Origin of the sequence: Flavobacterium sp. (assembly GCF_004211145.1) — a bacterium.
Classification (GTDB): Bacteria; Bacteroidota; Bacteroidia; order Flavobacteriales; family Flavobacteriaceae; genus Flavobacterium.
In genome coordinates this window covers 108391-126995 of sequence record NZ_SEBS01000008.1, presented here as the reverse complement: position 1 = coordinate 126995, position 18605 = coordinate 108391, and the positions used below count along the sequence as shown (strand labels likewise).

At 46.2% G+C, this 18605-nt stretch carries 20 protein-coding genes; 9 read left to right on the top strand and 11 right to left on the bottom strand.

Annotated features, from left to right (window positions below; genetic code table 11):
* Window positions 1–641: 641 nt before the first annotated feature.
* The 3 genes from EOO50_RS05885 to EOO50_RS05875 all read right to left on the bottom strand — a co-directional run bounded on the left by EOO50_RS05885 (window position 642) and on the right by EOO50_RS05875 (window position 2036).
* Window positions 642–1028 (bottom strand): VOC family protein, encoded by a 387-nt coding sequence (locus EOO50_RS05885; protein WP_290838598.1) that lies wholly within the window; start codon window positions 1026–1028, stop codon window positions 642–644.
* Entirely contained in the window at window positions 1025–1444 is a 420-nt protein-coding gene (locus EOO50_RS05880; protein ID WP_290838597.1) for a GNAT family N-acetyltransferase, read from the bottom strand. Before EOO50_RS05880 ends, EOO50_RS05885 begins: the two co-directional genes overlap by 4 nt.
* 100 nt (window positions 1445–1544) lie before the next feature.
* On the bottom strand, window positions 1545–2036 hold the full coding sequence (locus tag EOO50_RS05875) for an SRPBCC domain-containing protein (RefSeq protein ID WP_290838595.1): 492 nt from the start codon (window positions 2034–2036) through the stop codon (window positions 1545–1547).
* A 227-nt stretch (window positions 2037–2263) separates the two neighbouring features.
* On the opposite strand from EOO50_RS05875, the gene prfA reads away from it, so the two are divergent.
* Complete coding sequence (prfA, locus tag EOO50_RS05870; RefSeq protein WP_290838594.1) at window positions 2264–3340, top strand: peptide chain release factor 1; 1077 nt, start codon at window positions 2264–2266, stop codon at window positions 3338–3340.
* 315 nt (window positions 3341–3655) lie between these two features.
* On the opposite strand, the gene EOO50_RS05865 is transcribed toward prfA, so the two are convergent.
* Window positions 3656–4381 (bottom strand): SDR family oxidoreductase, encoded by a 726-nt coding sequence (locus EOO50_RS05865; RefSeq protein WP_290838593.1) that lies wholly within the window; start codon window positions 4379–4381, stop codon window positions 3656–3658.
* A 69-nt stretch (window positions 4382–4450) separates the two neighbouring features.
* Window positions 4451–5017 carry a Crp/Fnr family transcriptional regulator gene (locus tag EOO50_RS05860; RefSeq protein WP_290838591.1) on the bottom strand — a complete coding sequence of 189 codons (567 nt, stop codon included), beginning with the start codon at window positions 5015–5017 and terminating at the stop codon, window positions 4451–4453.
* A 279-nt stretch (window positions 5018–5296) separates the two neighbouring features.
* On the opposite strand from EOO50_RS05860, the gene pyrF reads away from it, so the two are divergent.
* Window positions 5297–6115 (top strand): orotidine-5'-phosphate decarboxylase, encoded by an 819-nt coding sequence (gene pyrF, locus EOO50_RS05855; RefSeq protein WP_290838589.1) that lies wholly within the window; start codon window positions 5297–5299, stop codon window positions 6113–6115.
* Here the strand turns inward: pyrF and EOO50_RS05850 are convergent.
* Window positions 6105–7199, bottom strand: coding sequence for a lipase family protein (locus tag EOO50_RS05850; protein ID WP_290838588.1), 1095 nt, complete (start codon window positions 7197–7199; stop codon window positions 6105–6107). The genes pyrF and EOO50_RS05850 overlap by 11 nt on opposite strands.
* Window positions 7200–7290: 91 nt before the next feature.
* On the opposite strand from EOO50_RS05850, the gene EOO50_RS05845 reads away from it, so the two are divergent.
* Both EOO50_RS05845 and EOO50_RS05840 read left to right on the top strand, forming a co-directional pair.
* Entirely contained in the window at window positions 7291–8088 is a 798-nt protein-coding gene (locus EOO50_RS05845) for a helical backbone metal receptor (RefSeq protein WP_290838587.1), read from the top strand.
* 1 nt (window position 8089) lies between these two features.
* Complete coding sequence (locus tag EOO50_RS05840; RefSeq protein ID WP_290838586.1) at window positions 8090–8884, top strand: hypothetical protein; 795 nt, start codon at window positions 8090–8092, stop codon at window positions 8882–8884.
* Between the two features lie 68 nt (window positions 8885–8952).
* Here EOO50_RS05840 and EOO50_RS05835 read toward each other — a convergent pair whose 3' ends face one another.
* From EOO50_RS05835 to EOO50_RS05815, 5 genes are all read right to left on the bottom strand, one after another.
* Window positions 8953–9933 (bottom strand): FAD:protein FMN transferase, encoded by a 981-nt coding sequence (locus EOO50_RS05835; RefSeq protein ID WP_290838585.1) that lies wholly within the window; start codon window positions 9931–9933, stop codon window positions 8953–8955.
* A 4-nt stretch (window positions 9934–9937) separates the two neighbouring features.
* Window positions 9938–11239: an HTTM domain-containing protein gene (locus EOO50_RS05830; protein ID WP_290838584.1), complete on the bottom strand. Its 1302-nt coding sequence runs from the start codon at window positions 11237–11239 to the stop codon at window positions 9938–9940.
* A gap of 399 nt (window positions 11240–11638) precedes the next feature.
* Entirely contained in the window at window positions 11639–12349 is a 711-nt protein-coding gene (locus EOO50_RS05825; RefSeq protein ID WP_290838582.1) for a DUF4197 domain-containing protein, read from the bottom strand.
* Between the two features lie 645 nt (window positions 12350–12994).
* Entirely contained in the window at window positions 12995–13738 is a 744-nt protein-coding gene (locus EOO50_RS05820; protein ID WP_290838581.1) for a DUF4197 domain-containing protein, read from the bottom strand.
* 80 nt (window positions 13739–13818) lie between these two features.
* The gene (locus tag EOO50_RS05815; RefSeq protein ID WP_290838580.1) at window positions 13819–14316 is read right to left on the bottom strand and encodes a hypothetical protein; all 498 of its coding nucleotides are present in this window, start codon (window positions 14314–14316) and stop codon (window positions 13819–13821) included.
* 306 nt (window positions 14317–14622) lie between these two features.
* On the opposite strand from EOO50_RS05815, the gene kaiC reads away from it, so the two are divergent.
* The 5 genes from kaiC to EOO50_RS05790 are packed head-to-tail and all read left to right on the top strand — an operon-like array spanning window position 14623 to window position 18561.
* Window positions 14623–16263 (top strand): circadian clock protein KaiC, encoded by a 1641-nt coding sequence (gene kaiC / locus EOO50_RS05810; RefSeq protein ID WP_290838579.1) that lies wholly within the window; start codon window positions 14623–14625, stop codon window positions 16261–16263.
* A 31-nt stretch (window positions 16264–16294) separates the two neighbouring features.
* Window positions 16295–16585 carry a circadian clock KaiB family protein gene (locus EOO50_RS05805; RefSeq protein ID WP_290838578.1) on the top strand — a complete coding sequence of 97 codons (291 nt, stop codon included), beginning with the start codon at window positions 16295–16297 and terminating at the stop codon, window positions 16583–16585.
* Window positions 16579–16890: a circadian clock KaiB family protein gene (locus tag EOO50_RS05800; RefSeq protein WP_363331723.1), complete on the top strand. Its 312-nt coding sequence runs from the start codon at window positions 16579–16581 to the stop codon at window positions 16888–16890. Before EOO50_RS05805 ends, EOO50_RS05800 begins: the two co-directional genes overlap by 7 nt.
* Window positions 16887–18173 carry an ATP-binding protein gene (locus EOO50_RS05795; RefSeq protein ID WP_290838577.1) on the top strand — a complete coding sequence of 429 codons (1287 nt, stop codon included), beginning with the start codon at window positions 16887–16889 and terminating at the stop codon, window positions 18171–18173. Before EOO50_RS05800 ends, EOO50_RS05795 begins: the two co-directional genes overlap by 4 nt.
* Before the next feature lies 1 nt (window position 18174).
* On the top strand, window positions 18175–18561 hold the full coding sequence (locus EOO50_RS05790; protein ID WP_290838576.1) for a response regulator: 387 nt from the start codon (window positions 18175–18177) through the stop codon (window positions 18559–18561).
* The last annotated feature ends 44 nt before the right edge of the window (window positions 18562–18605 follow it).

Genomic DNA, 18605 nt, shown 5'->3' with positions numbered 1-18605 from the left:
CTTTGTTTTTATCGTGTGTTCTTTGCGGCTTAGTGGCTTTGTGTTTTGGTGTTGAAGTTATGTGTTCATCCAAATCATTTTTCTCAAACTCGATCGACGAATTTGAATAAATGTAAATTTTTTCCACGTACTCTCATGGGTTTGCGCGAGGTTCGATGGAATTCGGATCGCCGTTAAAACTTTATGGTTTTGTGGATGTCGTCGATTTAGATTTTTTTGATATGAGCCACGAAGGCACGAAGGCACGAAGTTTTGGCGTTACTTTTAATTTTTAATCTTTTCAATCTTTTCAATCTTTGCGGCTTAGTGGCTTTGTGTCTTCGTGTTGAAATTATACGTTCATCCGGAATATTATTTTCATAGAACTCGATCGGCAATTATCGGGATTTAAAATAAACGTGAATTTCTTACCAGTAAGCTTATGGGTTCGTACGAGTTTCGATGGAATTCGGTTAGGAGGTAAAAACTTTATGGTTTTGTGGACGTCATTGACTTTAGATTTTTTTGATATGAAGCCACGAAGGCACGAAGGCACGAAGTTTTGGCGTTACTTTTAATTTTTAAATCTTTTCAATCTTTTCAATCTTTTCAACTTAGTGGCTTTGTGTCTTCGTGTTGAAATTATACGTTCATCCGATACCTCATTTTTCAAAAAACTCAATCGGCAAATCATCAGGATCTGAAATAAACGTGAATTTCTTACCAGTAAACTCATCGGTTCTCACGAGTTCCGACGGAATCCGGTTCGCTGTCAAAAACTTCACGGTTTCGTGGACGTCATCGACCTCAAACGCCAAATGACGCAATCCCGCCGCTTCAGGATTCGATGTGCGTTCGGGCGGATTCGGAAATGAAAAAAGTTCGATAATGTAATTCCCGCCAAGCGACAAATCCAATTTATACGAATCGCGCTGTTCGCGATAGATTTCGCGCACGATTTCAAGCCCTAAAATCTCGGTGTAAAACCGTTTCGACTTCTCGTAATCGGAACAAATGATCGCGATGTGGTGGACTTTGTTGAGTTTCATAAAGTGAATTTCTTGTGCGTATGGCTGAAGCCTTCGCGTTCGTAGAATTTGTGTGCGCTTTCGCGTTTGAAGTTCGACGTGACTTCGAGTTGCAGTACGTTCTTTTGTTTGGCGATGCGTTTTATTTCGTCGATAAGTTGTTTTCCGACACCAAGACTTCTGGCATCCGACGACACGAACATTTCCTGGATTTCCCCGATCGGGCCGCCGTGATGCAATAGTTTTTGGATGTGCAGGCTCACGAATCCGACCGCTTTCTCGTCTGAAAAGGCGAGTAGATATACGATGTTCGGATCGGAAAGATTGGCTTCGAAGATCCCGCGCTGCCTTTCCGAATCCATGATTTCATTTTCAAGTTGGTTGATGAAATCGTAGACGGTTTCGAAGTCGGAGAGTTGGGCTTGTCGGATTTGCATTTTTTAGCCGCGGATTTACGAATTAACGTTATGTGTTTTTTAATGACGGATGGTTCCTTAGGGTTTCGGATCGCAGCAAAAAAGTAAATGTTCCACTCATTTAATTGTTGATCATAGGCGGGAAACGATCGTCCTTATTACGCAAATCGATGCCGCCTTCATAAACCGATTTCAGATTGTATAGATAAAAACGCCAACCGTCGTGACAACCCAGGCGAATGTTTTTTTTGGATGCGTCGTCGGTCGGGATATTGCTTTGTGTGATTTCGACGACCGTGTGTTCGAATTGTTGCGAGAACTTTACGTCGACGACACAATCCCCGGCAAACGTAAACTGGAAATGGTTTTTACCGTTGGCCGACGTGACTTTCCCTGTCTCAATATCGTCATAAACGAACCAGCGCCAGCGGTAGGCATTCCCGGATTCGGCCGATGAATTTTTCGCGATCGCAACATTGGAATTCATAAATATACATTCCTCCAGGAACCATTTTTCGACTTCCGACGACTTGCTCCAAGCGTCGTAAAGTGTTTGGATGTTTGCTTTGATCGGGATTTTGAGCGTGAATTTTGTCCAGTCGAAGTTTAGCATTTTTTTGGAGTTTTGCGACAGACCTAACAGGTTTTTAAAACCTGTTAGGTCTTATAAAAATAAAGATTTTCAGTCACAATCAGCTACACTTTTCACGCACATTTTCTTAAAAAGCGCGCTCCAAAAACGCCATTGATAACCACTATCGGCAATTAACAAAACAACTAGAAAAACCAATGCGGAATTTTCACTAAATTTGCGCCCTGAATTAAGCAGAAAGACAACCCATGTTAGACAGGTTACAGTTTGTAAAACAGCGTTTTGACGAGATATCCGACTTGATTATCCAGCCCGATGTCATCGCCGACCAGAAGCGCTACGTATCTTTGAACAAAGAATATAAAGACCTCAAGGCGCTCGTAGAAAAGCGCGAGGAATATGTGAATATACTCGGAAACATCGCTGAAGCCAAGGAAATCATAAGCGACGGAAGCGACGCTGAAATGACCGAAATGGCCAAAATGCAACTCGACGAAGCCCAAACGCGGCTTCCCGAACTCGAAGACGAAATCAAGTTTATGCTGATCCCCAAAGACGCCGAGGATGCCAAGAACGTCATGGTCGAAATCCGAGCGGGAACCGGAGGCGACGAGGCATCGATTTTTGCGGGCGACCTATTCCGCATGTACACGAAATACTGCGAAGGTCGCGGTTGGAGAACGTCGGTCGTTGATATGAACGAAGGAACTTCAGGCGGTTTCAAAGAAGTCATTTTTGAGGTCACGGGCGAAGACGTTTACGGAACCTTGAAATTCGAGGCGGGCGTTCACCGCGTGCAGCGCGTTCCGCAGACTGAAACCCAAGGTCGCGTCCACACGTCGGCTGCGACCGTAATGGTATTGCCCGAAGCAGAGGAATTTGACGTACAGATCGACATGAACGACGTGCGCATCGACTTTTTCTGTTCATCCGGGCCAGGCGGACAGTCGGTGAACACGACGAAATCCGCAGTCCGACTCACGCACATCCCTACGGGTTTGGTCGCGCAATGCCAGGACGAGAAATCACAACATAAAAATAAGGACAAGGCATTCACCGTTTTGCGTTCGCGCTTGTACGAGCAGGAATTGGCGAAAAAGCAGGAAGAAGACGCCGCGAAACGCTCGTCACAGGTTTCTTCGGGCGACCGTTCGGCCAAAATTCGCACCTACAATTATCCGCAGGGTCGCGTCACTGATCACAGGATCGGTTTGACGCTTTACGATTTGGACAATGTCATGAACGGCGCAATCCAAAAGGTTGTAGATGAGTTGCAACTCGTGAACAATACTGAGAAACTCAAGGAAGCGAGCGAAGTTATTTAAGACGAATGTCGAAAGACGAAAGTCGAAGGACTTTTGAATCGAATAAAGAATGCCCTGTGTTTTAAGCAGGGCATTTTTGTTTGTAGCTATTCCGGCTGTCCGCTGTAGCCCTAACTTCAAACTCTTTTTTTCATCGGCCCAAAGCGAGCTTCCTACGTCGCTGCTTTTGTCCGTGAAAAATACGGTTTGAAGTGTCGGGGCTGCCGCTCCCATCCGGGCTAGGCGCGCTATTGTCGGATTATGTCAAGACATCCGGCTAACGAAGAAAATCTAAAATCTAAAATCTAAAATCTAAAATCTAAAATCTTAAATCAATTACCAACCCGTTTCCCCATTATCGCTGAAAAACTTCCCGGTCGGGCCATCGTTTTCAATCGTCGCGTACTTGGTGATCACGGCGGCGCCTTCCGCAACCGTCTTGTAACCTGAATGTCCGTTGAAATCAGTCGCCGTGTAACCCGGATTCACGCTGTTGATCTTGAAATTCGTGTCCTTGAATTCGTACGCGAGCATGACCGTGAATGCGTTCAACGCCGTTTTTGATGCGCAATAGGCAGTGAATTTCACATCGTAATGGCGCCAGTCGGGATTGCTGTGGTTGTCCAACGAACCCAGATCGCTCGATACGTTCACGATTCGTGGCGCGTCCGATTTCTTGAGCAATGGAATGAACGCCTGTGCGGTTTGGATCGCCCCGAAAAAATTCGTTTCGAACACATTCTTCAAATTGTCCTGCGCAACCTCTGAAGCATTTTGGGGCGCGACTCCCGGAATTCCTGCATTGTTGACGAATACGTCAAGCGATTCGATGCGCGATTCCAGATCGGCTTTTGCTTTGGCGATCGAGTTGGCGTCGGTCACTTCGAGCTGAAGCATTTCCACGTCGGCGAAACCTTCGGACTTTAATTTTTGGACGGCTTCGTTTCCTCTTTCAAGATCGCGGCTTCCGATGAAAACCCGATAATCCAAAGCCAGCAATTGTCGCGCGGTCTCAAAACCAATGCTTTTGTTCGCGCCCGTAATCAAAACTGTTTTTTTCATGTTCTTACATTTTGTTAGGGCAAAGTTCCGACGGCAGCGCGACGCGGCAATTACCAATTGGTAAAAACGTCATACGTTCTTGCGAATTCGGCTCAGCGACTGTTGGGTGATTCCCATATAGGACGCGATCACCGACAGCGGGATGCGATTCGCCAAGCCGGGATTTTTCTCGAGGAATTTTAGGTAGCGATCGGTTGCGTCTGAGGCGAGCATTTCGTTGACGTCGCTGATTTTTTTTCTGAAAGCGTCGGCCATGATCTTCGACATCGTTTGGTCCCAATCGGGGATTATGCGCGAGAGCTCGAGGAATTCGGGTCGGTTAAAGACCAGTATTTTGCAGTCGGTGAGCGCTTCGACATATTCGGAACACGGGAAATCGTTCATGAAACTGTTGAAGTCTACGGCGAACCGGTTTTCGGGCATAAAACAGCGCGTGAATTCGTCGCCTTTGTTGTTGTAGAAACACACGCGCGTTACGCCTTCGACCACGAAACCGACTTGTTGGGCGATTTTTCCGGCTTCTGAAAAGTAATCGCCTTTTTTGAGTGAAACGGGAGTGAGTTTGCTCTTGATGAATTCGATTTGCGTCGGATTGAGTTGGGTAAACCTGAGCAGGTAGTTTATGAGTTCGTCCATGGGTTAAAATTACGGACACGCGCGCTTTTCCGGTTTATCAATTGGTAAAAAGTTTCGGTCGGCGGAAATAATTTTGGCGATACGAGTACGTGCGGAAAGCCGAATTATCTCGGAATTTAGAAGAAAGTACCTGTTAAAAAAACCACCACCGCCCACCCCTAATTTACGTCAGTTCCACACCAACCCATTACACAAAACCTACACAAATTCTTAAAACTCACGCCATCCCAGCTTCCGCCAATCAAAATTCTAAACTATCTTTGCGGCAAACTACACGCTTTGACAACACAACAACTACTCTCCCAAATCCGCGAAAAGCAATCGTTTCTCTGCATCGGCCTCGACCCCGATCTCGCGAAAATGCCGCAACATCTGTTAGATGAAGAAGACCCGATTTTCGAATTCAACAAAGCGCTCATCGACGCGACCCACGACCTTTGCGTCGCCTACAAACCCAACATTGCGTTCTATGAAGCCTACGGGTTGAAAGGCTGGATTTCACTTCAAAAAACCATCGCGTACCTAAACGAGAATTTCCCGGAACAATTCACGATCGCCGACGCCAAACGCGGTGACATCGGCAACACGTCAACGATGTACGCCAAGGCATTTTTTGACGATCTGCAATTCGATTCGATCACGATCGCGCCATACATGGGCAAGGATTCGGTCGAGCCATTCCTGGCTTTCGAGGACAAACACACGATCTTGCTCGCGCTCACGTCAAACGAAGGCGCGTTCGATTTCCAGACCAAGATCGTCGACGGGAAAGAATTGTACAAACAAGTGCTCGAAACCTCCAAAGGTTGGAAAAATTCGCAAAACCTCATGTACGTTGTCGGTGCGACGAAAGCCGAATATCTTGCTGAAATCCGCCAAATCATCCCCGACAGTTTCCTGCTTGTTCCCGGGGTCGGCGCACAAGGCGGAAGTTTATCCGAAGTTTGTAAATATGGGATGACCGATAACGTCGGATTGCTCATCAATTCGGCACGCGCGGTGATCTACGCCTCGACCGGAACCGATTTCGCCGACAAGGCGCGAGAGGAAGCGCAATGCATGCAGACTGAAATGCAGGAAATCCTGTCTAATACGTAAGTCTTTCGGTCAAGTAACTATAAGGCAAAATCCCGTGGTGTACGAACATCGTTTCGTCGCTGTCGGGAAATTTTTGGTAGTATTCCTCGTCGGGCGTGAGAATTACGAAATTGCCGCAGCGCACGTAATTCGTGGATTCGAAGAAATTTTTGGGCGCCTCGAAACCTTCGGGCAGCTTCGATGCTATCATTTTCGATGCGATGCTTCCAAGGAAAAGTTTGTATTTCTTAAGCGCTTTCTTATTGTGTTTCGTGAGCTGTTTGTTCAAATAACTCATTACGATATTCTGCGGAAACGGCGCTTCCTGAATCATCTTCTTGGCGAGCTTGAACGGATTGGTCTTGTTGAAATCCTTGACGTTCTGAACGGTTACCGGGACTTCGGGCACCCAATCGGCGACATTTACGACCGAAATCGACCAACCGGGCTGCGTCTTGGCTTCATAATCGTACGCGAAATATAAGTTGCCGGGTTTCGGGGCCGCGCTGCAATACGTCTTGAACTGGATGTCTTTTGGCAATTCACCCGTTTTTTGATAATACATCAATTGCGCGGTTATGAAGTACGAAATTCCCGCGCCCTGGCTGTGTCCGAAGATAAGAAAATCCTTTCGGTTCTTGGCGTAGCGTTCCTTTACCTTAGCGACGATGTCGGGCAACAGATAACAAGCCGCGACCGCCCAACCCACGTGAACCGCGGCCTGCGGATGATCGGCGAAATGATAATCGACCGTGAGCGAATCGTTGAGTTTCATCGAACCGACCGCCGGAATCATCGCGGCGTAAAAATTCGCCATCCAGCTTACGGCTTCCTTGGTCGAACCGCGAATCGAGATCACGGTCTGGTCAGGCGTTTCATACATTTCCCAACTGTTCATGAACCCGATGTCCTCCGATCGGTACTTTCGGCCCTTTTTTTTGTAGATGCGACTTTCAGGGATTTTATTATAGATCGTACTGTCGCCCCAACGTGCATACGCGCGCAACAATTGCAGGTATTCGAATTGGTTGAATCCGGGTTTGAGTTTTTGGGCCGGGCTTTGGAATGCGATCAGGAAAAGCAGCAATAGTAACAGTCGCTTCATTTTTGGTGGCGGAATGATGATTTAATTTCGGTTAAAAATACGCGTTTTGACTACCTTCGCATTACAAAATTTTGGTGCAATCTTATTCTTTATGGATATTTTCCTCGTCGACCAAATAGGTGTCGAACATCGTTTTCCCGAATCCCCGAAGCGCATCGTATCGCTCGTTCCGTCGCAAACCGAATTGCTGTACGATCTTGGGCTCGAGGAAAAAATCGTCGGGATCACTAAATTTTGCGTGCATCCGTTACATTTTAAAGCTACGAAAAAAATCGTTGGCGGCACGAAGAAAGTCAACGTCGATAAGATCAGCGACTTGAAACCCGATATCATCATCGCGAACAAGGAAGAAAACACGCTTGAGATCGTCGAGTCGTTACGGGAGATCGCACCGGTTTGGGTCACCGACATCGCCACGATTTCCGACAATCTGAAAATGATCCAGGACTTCGGACAATTGTTCAGTTGCCGAACCGAAGCACAAAAGTGGAGCGACAAAATCACGTTCGCCGATCAGGATTTCCAAAACTTCATGATGGGCAGGCCGTCGTTTCGCGTCGCATATTTCATCTGGAAAGATCCGTTCATGGTTGCGGGCGGCGGAACGTTCATCAATGAAATGCTTAAGCGCAATAATTTCGTGAACATTTATGAAGAGCGCGAACGGTATCCTGAAGTCATCGTTCAAAAAATGCGCATCCAGGGCGATCCTGAGATCGTGCTTTTGTCGAGCGAGCCGTATCCGTTCAAGGACGAAGATGCGTTTGAACTGGGCCGATACACGCATCACGCCAAGACGATTTTCGTCGATGGGGAAATGTTCTCGTGGTACGGAAGCCGCCTGGTCAAAGCGTTCGCGTATTTCAAACAGCTGCAGGAGCGATTGTGATATGGGAACTTCGATCGGAGAAATAGTGTTTTACGTTGCGATAGCTTTGATCGTGATCTTTATATTCGTCAAAATTCTTGAACCTACCAAGGCTGAAAAGGAAGAAGAGCGCCGTCTTAAGGAAAGCCTGTCTGACGAATTCCTGTATGATCCTGAAACCGGCGCGCGCTTTACGGTAGAGCAGGCCGAAAAAGGAACCTGGATCGCGCACGACAATCCGAAACGTATCAAAAGTGACGAGGAAATCAATAAATATTATTCGGGCAGCGAGATAGTCGTCGAGCAGATCGCGAATCATTTGAAGTCGGCGGGTTGCGAGCGATACGAGTTCACTGAGGAAGAAATTTCGATTCTGTCTGAAACCAAAATGTTGTCCAACTACGACGACTGGTCGTACTCGTCGGTCTTTCGTTTTCCGGAATCCGATGACCTGGTATTTTTCCCGACGGTATTAGTCAGCAATACGAACAGGCACGGATCGTTCTTCCGCGGTCAGCAAATGCTGTTTTGGCTTGCCGTTGATCACGGATTCGGACACTACTATTTACGTGAACGCCGGCCGTTCGAGAAATTTTTTGACCTGATCAAGAGCGACGATGAATTTGAAATCGACGGCATGGAAGTCTTCACGATCGCAAAATCAGAGGAACCATTGAAAACGCGACATTTGCTCGAAAAGTTTGCGCTGTCGCAGGAAATTGAAATCGAATTGAATGGATCAAGCCTTTTTGTCAAAACGACCGACGAACCTAATTTGGAGCGATTTCTAGAATTGGAGAAATTGCTTTTGACGTAAACGTATCAAAAAAGGAATTGCTTTTTTTTGTGGGAATAATCGCAGGACGCGCTACAAATTCCGGATCGTTACAGCTTGATGAATGTCAGGTTTGTCGACGTGAGGAATTCGCCTTCGTCGGTGACGAGCAAACAAGAAAATTCAGGAAATTCGTTTATGAGCTTCAATCCTTTTTCCTTTCCCAACACCATGATCGCGGTCGAAAATCCGTTCGCGGCTTCGGCGCTGTCGCCAAAAACCGTCACGCTCGTGAGTCCTGACGCGGGATAACCCGTTTTTGGGTTGATGATGTGCGAATATCTTTTCCCGTTGAGCTGCGCGAATTTTTCATAATTGCCCGACGTGACGACGGCCGTGTATTTTGTCATCGGGATTTGGAGTAAAATGGCTTTCGTGTTCACGGGATCGGTGATGCCGACCGTCCAGGCGCTGCCGTCGGGTTGCGTTCCCCAAGTGTTCATGTCGCCCGAGGCGTTGATGATTCCCGCGACGACGCCTTTCGCGACGAGGAGTTCTTTCGCGATATCGGCAGCGTATCCTTTCCCGATCGAACCGAACCCGATTTTCATGCCGACTTTTTTGAGAAAGATCGTCGATTGCTGTTCGTCGAGCACAATATTCTCATAGCCGATCAGACGCACCGATTTCCTGATTTCCTTTTTCGCAGGCAATTCGGTCATCGAGCCATCGAATTTCCAAATCCTGTCGGCGGCCGCGAAACTAATGTCGAATGCGCCGTCCGAAACCTTCGAGAACCACAACGCGCGTTTGGTGAGTTCGAACAGTTCACCGCTGACTTTTACGGGTTTGACGCCCGCGTTCTGGTTGACGAGCGAAACTTCGGTGGTTGGAATCCATTCGGATATCACATTTTCGATGCGTGAAATTTCCACAATTGCGGTATCGATGTAGGCTTCGGCAGTCAGGCTGTCTTTCGCGACGACCGTCAGATCGAATCGGCTTCCCATTAAAGTCGCCGTGCGATGGCGCGCTATCTGGGCGTTCGCGAAAGTTGCGACGAAAAGCAAAAAGCAAGTCAGTTTTTTCATAGTCTTATTCGTAAAGCAAAATCCAATCGCAATGCCCAAAGTAATTCCAGTCGGCGTGGGCCAAGTCGACATTCGGATCGATTAAAATTTGTTCGGGATGTCGGTTCACCGAAACTTTGCAGTCCACGTAAACCGCAACATCCTTGCCTGATTTTTCAAGATCTTTCCTGATATATTGCGCCATTTGCCAGATCATGTCGGGATGCGTGCCGAGACCTTTGATTTGTTTTTTAGTGAGCACATCTTCCAATTTGTACGGAATCGTGTCTTTCGTTTTTCGGTCGATCACAGTAAAATCGGACGTGCCTTTCCGGTCGCGCAGCATCATTCGCCAGCTGAGTCGGTGGCCTTCCTCGGTCCAAAGCACGTCGCCTTTTATGAGCCAGTGACGCAACGGTAATAGCAGTTGAAGTAACAGGAATGGGACTATGAAAAAGTTGATGACTTTTCGATTTGCGTCCGAAATAATTTCCGATGACAAGTCGATCGGTTTGTTCGGAAGTAAAAATTTCCGGATCGTTTCGGGCTCGAAAAAGAACAGCGCGAAACTCATCGCGAGATACGGAAAAATCCCGATGTCGAGCGTCACCGAATTGAACAAATGGAATCCGATGAAAGCGACGATTGCGACGATTCGGGTTCGCTTCCACAGAATCATCGGAATAATCAACAAGTCGAACAGGAATCCGCTCCACGCAATTGCGACATGAACCCAGTGATCTCCGAGTAGTGACAGCCCATCGAGTTTGCCGTATTTCCCGTGAATGATGCTCGAAAACGTTCCGTTGAGCCAGTCGGGGTAGAGTTTGGCGATGGCCGCGTAAAAATAAACGATCGCCATTTGTGCGATTAGGATCCATCGGCACCAATAGGGCATTGAGAGTGATTTCGCGTCGGGTTTTCGGCTGTCGAACGCGAGATATCTGTTCGCGGGCAGGAATAGCATGATCACGCAAAGCAGGATGATTAAGTAATGATGGTTGTTGTAAGTGGTTTTTTGCATCCAGTATTCGATCGTCCATAATGCCAGGAAAATCGACAGGCTGATCCGATAGTAAAATCCGAACATCAGGCCAACCGCTGCGATTCCCATGGCCGCGAACCAAAAATACATGCCGTTGCCGCCGAGCGGTTGCAGCCATTCGAGGCCGATGTGCGCAAACGTGAATTTCGGGCCCGTCAAATGCCTGTCGATCCAACCGTCGAACAAATGCCCGAAACATTGGAACGCGAGCAAAAAACCGAACGCGATCCTGAACAGGACCAAAGGCGAATTGTCGATTCTTTTGCTTAAAAACGGATGCATGGAAGTGGTTTGGCTAGCGCAAAAGTAGGCGAAAATGGGCAAAAAAAATGCCGACAATCTTCGAGACGCCGGCAAATTTCATTATAACTAACCCTAACCAAATGTGAGAAAACCATTAATCTCGTTGCAAAGATGCGATGATTTTTAGGGTTGGTGTGTTAAGGAGGTGTTATTTGTATGTTATTGATTTATAAATGTTTATTTGTTGATTTGTTGATGCGTTGATTTGAGTCGATGTCTTCCGTTGTTCAAATTCATTCGGGTTTAACGAGGTTAAGGGACTTTTGCTCCGGATTCCCAATGTCGATTTCCCAACTGTTTTTTAGTCGATTAAATACACTCACCCTATCGGAAGGCAAGCATTCAAATCAACAAATCAACACATCAACGCATCAACATCTACTTTCCATCCTGCAAAGCAAAAACCTTCTGCAACAAACCACTCGTCCTCGCCGCAAGATTATTTCTTATGTCCTTTTCCTCGACCGCGATCATTTTAAACACGCCGTCGAGTGCTCTGTCGGTTACGTAATCGTTGAGGTCGGGATTCACTTTTTGGACAAGCGGGATCGAGTTGTATTTCGTGATGATGTTCGACCAGATTTGATCGGCACCGACTTTCCCGAGCGATGATTTGACGACAGGGTTGAATTTCGCGTACAAGGGCGAAGTCGTTTTGGTTTGTAGGTATGATGTCGCTGAATCGTCGGAACCGAGTAAAATGTTTTTCGCGTCGGTGAATGTCATTTGTCTAACGGCGTCGACGAAAATCGGAGTTGATTCTTTTACGGCGTTTTCGGCCGCGCGATTGAGTGACTTGATGCCGTCGTCGACCAAACTGCCCAGGCCGATGTTACGCATCGCTTTCTCGACTTTTTGCAATTCGGGCGGGAGCAGGATTTTCACGGCTTGGTTCCTGAAGAAACCGTCGGTGGCGGTGAGTTTGGAAACTTCTTTGTCGATGCCGTTGTTGAGCGCTTCCTTGAGCCCGGCGGCTATGTCGGCGTTTGAGAGTACGCCAGACGTTTGGGGATATTGTGAGGCGACTTGTTGGAGTTCGGCGCAGCTTGAGAGTAGGAGAATGGATAGGACGGTTAGGATTTTCTTCATGATTTGAGTTTTGTATAAAGGTAAAGAGGCTTGTCGTTTTTGTTTTACACTTAAGTTTTATTTTTTACAGATTTGCTTTTTACAATTGAGATTTTTTACAATTAAGATAGTTAAGAAAAGTTAAGGGTTTTCGGGTTTGATGTTCATTTGGTTTTACGACAATGAATGAAATTCGAATCAGGAGATTTTCGCAATGACCTTATTTTTTTACAATTAAGATAGTTAAGGAAAGTTAAGGGGTTGGGATTAATATTCTTGGTCCCTGACAACGAATGAAATTTGCGAATGGAGACATTTGTATGGTGAATTTCGCGAATGGCAAAAGAGTTGAACATTAAGAGCATTTAGAATATTGAGTTCATTAAGATTGCGTTGCGGCGAACTTAGCGTTTTTAAGGATTTTTTGGCTTGAGTTTTCGGTTGGATTACGAATAGTTTTATTTTGCTAATTCTATACAATTTAGGCAGTTAAGAAAGTTAAGGTTCGCGTTGATGGATTGCATAAAAATCATTACGGTTTAAAAAGTAAAAGCATTAAGTTCATGAAAAATGTTTTCAATGAACTTAATGCTCTTAATGTTCTCAATGTTTAAAAATAGCGTTTCGAAGATAGTTCGTCTTTCGAACCGATTCCTCGCTCAAGCACTATTTCTTATCCTGCAACGCAAAAACCTGCTGCAACAAATTTGAAGTTCTTGAACCAAGATTCGTACGAATGTCTTTTTCTTCGACCGCGATCATCTTATAAACGCCTTCAAGCGCCTTCGTGGTCACGTAATCGTTGATGTCGGGATTGACTTTTTGGACGAGCGGCAGGGAATTGTATTTCTTGATGATGGTTGCCCAGACTTTGTCGGCACCGACTTTTCCGATCGACGATGCCACGACGGGGCTGAATTTATCATACAACGGCTTGTTCGTCGTTTTTTGCAGATAGGTCGTCGCGGCGTTGTTGCTTCCCATCAAAATCGTCTTGGCGTCGGTGAAACTCATTTGCTTGACGGCGTTCACGAAAATCGGAGTGGATTCTTTCACGGCGTCTTCGGCGGCGCGGTTCAACGATTTGATGCCTTCGTCGGCGAGACTTCCCAAACCGACCTTACGCAAGGCTTTGTCGACTTTTTGAAGTTCTTCGGGAAACAGGATTTTAACCGATGCGTTTTTATAGAAACCGTCGGTGGCCGTGAGTTTCGTGACTTGTTTGTCGATGCCTTTGTCGAGCGCTTCCTTGAGTGCCGATGCGATGTCGAGGTTTCCGAAGCCCGATGTCGAGGTCGAAGTCGAAGCCGACTTACCTGAAACGGCGTCTTTGGCTTTGTTGATCAGTCCGTCGATTTGGGCATTTGAAATAAACGGGAGGAACAGGGCGAGCGCAACTAATTTTCTCATGATGTTTGATTTTCGCGCAATTTACCAATTATCGTTCCAGGGAATTAATAATTAATAGTTAACAATTGACAATTGCGGGATTAAAATTTCATGACGCTCAATCCCAAGGTTTCGAACAGGGTTTGGTTGATGTTCAAGGTCAGCGAAAGCCGATGTTGGGAAAGGTTCGCGATCTCGGCCTTTTGGAATCGGAAACCATAACCGTACGTCAGATTTATCGCGCCGCCCATCGAAATCCCGACTTCAGGCACTAACCGGAATTCGTTGTTTCCGTTTTGGAAATAGTGCACGGCCGTCGCGCGCATAGCGAGGAATGTCATTGCGACTTCACATCCGATTTTCGGCGCGATCGTAAAGTCGTCACCGCTTTTGAGATTCGATTCGACGCCCACGCGAACGCCTGAAATCCCGATCATCATCTTGTTCGATACGATCGTGCCGTAGGTGATGTTGGCTTCGGCGAAAACCTCGCGTTGCAGAATTACGCCCGGAGAGAATGCGAAACCTTTGTGCTCGACGTCTTGCGAAAGGCACGAAGCGAAAACGAACATCAAAAAAAACGAATAAAATCCCTTCATCCCACGCTGTTGAGATCCGAATATACGCAGATTATTTTTCCAGGAATAATCAACGATCTCAGATTATTTTGAAGATCGACTTTTTGGCGTTTCGAAGGTTCCGGTACCGTCGAGTTTTGGAGTCCGAGTTTGATTTTTTCAGGATCAAGCCATCAATCCATTCGTTTTTAATTGCAGTATCCAATATTGCATGAAGATTCTGTTTTACAAGAATAATTATACTCTTAAACAATACCTAAATTAGAATGCAATTGCAATTGATTTTTATTTCAAAAAACTATATTTACTCTTATTAAACGATGAAACGTGCCGAAGGAGATAAAAAATAAAACTCAAAAAAAATTCCAATTCCCAAAAACGCCGACAGGTGTGGAAGGACTTGATGAAATAACTGAAGGCGGATTTCCCAAGGGAAGGCCTACACTTATTTGTGGAGGAGCAGGTTGTGGAAAGACACTGTTGGGAATGCAATTTCTCATTAAGGGAATAACCGATTATGGAGAAAACGGCGTGTTCATGTCGTTTGAAGAACCGTCGGCCGACCTTTCACAGAACGTCAAATCGTTAGGATTCGATCTCGAGAAAATAAAAAAAGACAAGAAATTAGTAGTTGATCATGTTCGCGTCGAGCGTTCCGAGATTGAGGAGACAGGTGAGTACGACCTCGACGGCCTTTTTATTCGCCTGGGTTATGCGATCGATACGGTAAAGGCGACGCGCGTCGTACTCGATACCATAGAATCGCTTTTCGCAGGTCTTGACAACCAAGGCGTGCTGCGTGCCGAATTGCGCCGCCTGTTTCATTGGCTCAAGGAAAAAGGTGTGACCGCCGTGATTACCGGTGAGCGGGGCGAAGCGACATTGACGCGTCAAGGACTTGAAGAATACGTTTCAGATTGCGTGATAATCCTGGATCATCGCGTCATCGAACAAGTGTCGACGAGACGTTTGAGAATCGTAAAATATCGCGGATCTACGCACGGCACGAACGAATATCCTTTTCTTATAGACGAGAACGGCATATCGGTACTGCCGATCACATCGCTGAAATTAGACAATCAGGTTTCATCGGAAATTATTTCCACGGGCGTTCCCGGTCTCGATGCGATGTTCGACAGCGGCGGCTTTTATCGTGGCAGCAATATCCTGATTTCAGGTACGGCAGGTACGGCTAAAACAACGGTGGCCTGTTATTTCGCCAACGAACAATGCAATAAAGGTGAAAAGGTCGCGATGTTCGCATTTGAAGAGTCGCCGCAGCAGTTGATCCGAAACATGAATTCGATCGGCATCGACCTGAATATCCATGTCAAGAAAGGACTTTTGGAAATCCATTCCTCGCGTCCGTCGCTAAACGGCTTGGAATTGCATTTGCTGACCCTTCGAAAAGTCATAAAGGAGTTTCAGCCTACGACGGTGATCATCGATCCGATAAGCAATTTGATTTCAGTAGGAAGCGAGCAGGAAGTCAGATCGATGTTGGTGCGCCTCATCGATATGCTAAAATTCAGCAACATAACCGCTTTATTTACGTCGCTGAGCAAACAGACCGATAATTCGAGACCGGACCTTGCTGAAGAATCGGTGTCGTCATTAGTGGATACCTGGATCACAGTTCGTGACATGGAAGGTCTTGGCGAAAGGAACCGCGGCATATTTATCATCAAAGCGAGAGGCTTGGGCCATTCGAATCAAGTGCGCGAGTTCGTGATTCGCAAAAGCGGCATAGAACTGCTCGATGTGCAGATCGGCCCGAAAGGTATTCTTACCGGAGCTGCCCGACAGTCGCATCAAAAAAGCAAAGAAGAGAGCAAACGCAAAAAACAAGTTTCACAGGAGCGAAACGTCAGGGAAATCGAACGGAAAAGGCAAGTCCTTGAGGCAGCTATCCTTGCATTGAGGAGCGAGTTCGATTCGATCGAGGAAAGCCTGAACAGCGACATTTAACGCGGTAACCAAATCTTACCGCAACCTACAAATGAAAAAACAAGTAAAAGAGTGGCAGTTGCTGCTTTACATAGCGGGCCAAACCCCAAAATCCATTAAGGCACTCAGCAACATTAAGATGTATGCCGAGGAACACTTGAAAGGTATTTACAGCATCGAGATTATCGACTTGCTCAAAAATCCAAAATTGGCCGAGGGCGACCAAATCATTGCCGTGCCAACGTTGGTGCGAAAATTTCCGGAGCCGATCCGCAAGATCATCGGTGACTTATCCAATGAGGAGCGCGTATTGGTAGGCCTTAATATCAAACCGTTATCGTAACCGGGGCCGAAGATATCGATCCTGGCCAACCATCGGGAGGCAAACACGAATTCATTCTATTTGTTTCTGGAATGTCGATCAAGTCGTTGGCGGCAATTGAGAATTTCAATGCGATCTATAATGAATACCTTAAGGATCACGCGAATTTTCAGATCATCGACATCGGCAATGAAAAGGCGATGGCCGTCCAATTCGGGATCGTTGCCATTCCGACACTCATACGAATCGAGCCACATCCCATCAGAACGTTGGTGGGCGATTTGTCGAACAAAGAAAAAGTGCTCAACTACCTGGGAATAACATGATGGAGCTTGACATGACGAACAGGGAAGATTACATAAAAGCACTCGAGCGAGAAAAAGTCGATTTGGAGCAGCAACTTCAAGATGCGACCCAAATCATCGATTCGATACGTGAAGGCGCAGTCGATGCGCTCGTTGTGAGCGACGACACCGGAAATCCGCAAATATTTGCTATTCAAACCGCCGACTATACGTACAGGGTATTGATCGAAAAGTTCAGCGAAGGCGCGTTGAGCATCAGCGACACGGGTTTGATCTTGTACGCCAACGAATATTTTGCGAAATTGGTAGGGGTGCCGTCGACAGAGATTGCGGGCAAGAACTTTTCGGATTTTTTGGAAACACCTGAAATTTTTTCGGATTTCCTTTCGCGATTGCAGGACGGACCGATCAAAACCGAACTCTTTCTTTACATAAACGACCACCAGCTTCCCGTATATCTTTCATTGACCGACCTCAACCCGTTCGTTCCCGCCATCGGCATCGTGGTCACTGATTTGTCCGACAAGAAAAAACAGGAAAAAGCGCTGTTGGATTACCAGCAAAAGTTGCAGGCGAACATCGAGGAACTCCATCATACCAATACGAATCTCGAACAGGTTATCCACGTGATTTCCCACGATTTGAAAGAGCCGCTGCGAAAAATAATCACATACGTTTCTGAAGTCGACAAAAAACTCGGCGAAACACTTACTGAAAGGGACATAAAATCATTGGGAATAGTCAACGCTTCGGCGTTCCGGTTGAATTCCCTGCTCGACGATATCGTCAAGTACGCCTTCACGAATTTCAGTGACGAGGCGAATAAAGTTGATCTTAACGCAGTTTTGCGCGATGTGCTCGAGGATCTCGAAATTTCCATCAAAGAAAATAACGCGGTCATTCATTACGAAAAACTTCCGGTGATTTCAGGTTCTGAGGTTCAGATGCGTCAACTGTTTTCCAATCTGATCGTAAATGCCATAAAATATCGCAAGGTTGAAAATCCGACGATAGAAATCAGGCCATTGAAGGTCGTGTCCGAGAATGGCGCGAAGTTCAAAGGAATCGGCGTATCCGACAACGGCATCGGAATGCACAAAAGTTATCTTTCGCAAATATTTACTATTTTTAAAAGGTTGCACAACAAGAACGAGTATTCAGGTAATGGAATCGGTCTTGCGATCTGTAAAAAGATAATGGACAACCACCAAGGAAAAATAGAAGTTGAAAGTGTTCTGGGATCGGGCAGTACTTTTTTGTTATATTTCCCCGAAGAATTTATCATAGATGCAAAAAAAGGCTGACTTGCACATTCTTATTGCCGAGGATGACGAAGATGACCGCGAGGTCATGCAAACATGTTTCGAAAAACACAATGGTTTCAAAAAAGTCGATTTGGTCAGTAATGGCCAGGAATTACTCGATTTCCTACGCGATGGCTTAAACGCTTTTCCAGATATCATACTTACCGATATCAATATGCCGATTATGGACGGAATCACGGCTTTACAGGAAATTTTTAAGGATTCCGAACTGCGTAAAATTCCCAGGTTCGTATATTCGACATCGACAAATCCGACGTATCAGGCAATATGTATCGAATTGGAAATCTGTGCGTTTATCATAAAACCGTTCAGTTTCGCGGGTTTCGATAGGATACCCGACCAAATCATCGCGACACTTCCGGAGTAATTGTTCCGCAAGGCACGGCTTGCTTTTTCGATTTTGGACGTGTT

Bases quoted from the DNA above. Each gene is read 5' to 3' on its own strand.
- EOO50_RS05860 (WP_290838591.1), bottom strand. From the start codon at position 5,017: ATGGACGAACTCATAAACTACCTGCTCAGGTTTACCCAACTCAATCCG.
- EOO50_RS05875 (WP_290838595.1), bottom strand. From the start codon at position 2,036: ATGCTAAACTTCGACTGGACAAAATTCACGCTCAAAATCCCGATCAAA.
- EOO50_RS05880 (WP_290838597.1), bottom strand. From the start codon at position 1,444: ATGCAAATCCGACAAGCCCAACTCTCCGACTTCGAAACCGTCTACGAT.
- EOO50_RS05805 (WP_290838578.1), top strand. From the start codon at position 16,295: ATGAAAAAACAAGTAAAAGAGTGGCAGTTGCTGCTTTACATAGCGGGC.
- EOO50_RS05840 (WP_290838586.1), top strand. From the start codon at position 8,090: ATGGGAACTTCGATCGGAGAAATAGTGTTTTACGTTGCGATAGCTTTG.
- EOO50_RS05825 (WP_290838582.1), bottom strand. From the start codon at position 12,349: ATGAAGAAAATCCTAACCGTCCTATCCATTCTCCTACTCTCAAGCTGC.
- EOO50_RS05850 (WP_290838588.1), bottom strand. From the start codon at position 7,199: ATGAAGCGACTGTTACTATTGCTGCTTTTCCTGATCGCATTCCAAAGC.
- EOO50_RS05830 (WP_290838584.1), bottom strand. From the start codon at position 11,239: ATGCATCCGTTTTTAAGCAAAAGAATCGACAATTCGCCTTTGGTCCTG.
- EOO50_RS05845 (WP_290838587.1), top strand. From the start codon at position 7,291: ATGGATATTTTCCTCGTCGACCAAATAGGTGTCGAACATCGTTTTCCC.
- EOO50_RS05820 (WP_290838581.1), bottom strand. From the start codon at position 13,738: ATGAGAAAATTAGTTGCGCTCGCCCTGTTCCTCCCGTTTATTTCAAAT.
- EOO50_RS05885 (WP_290838598.1), bottom strand. From the start codon at position 1,028: ATGAAACTCAACAAAGTCCACCACATCGCGATCATTTGTTCCGATTAC.
- prfA (WP_290838594.1), top strand. From the start codon at position 2,264: ATGTTAGACAGGTTACAGTTTGTAAAACAGCGTTTTGACGAGATATCC.
- EOO50_RS05795 (WP_290838577.1), top strand. From the start codon at position 16,887: ATGATGGAGCTTGACATGACGAACAGGGAAGATTACATAAAAGCACTC.
- EOO50_RS05835 (WP_290838585.1), bottom strand. From the start codon at position 9,933: ATGAAAAAACTGACTTGCTTTTTGCTTTTCGTCGCAACTTTCGCGAAC.
- EOO50_RS05815 (WP_290838580.1), bottom strand. From the start codon at position 14,316: ATGAAGGGATTTTATTCGTTTTTTTTGATGTTCGTTTTCGCTTCGTGC.
- EOO50_RS05865 (WP_290838593.1), bottom strand. From the start codon at position 4,381: ATGAAAAAAACAGTTTTGATTACGGGCGCGAACAAAAGCATTGGTTTT.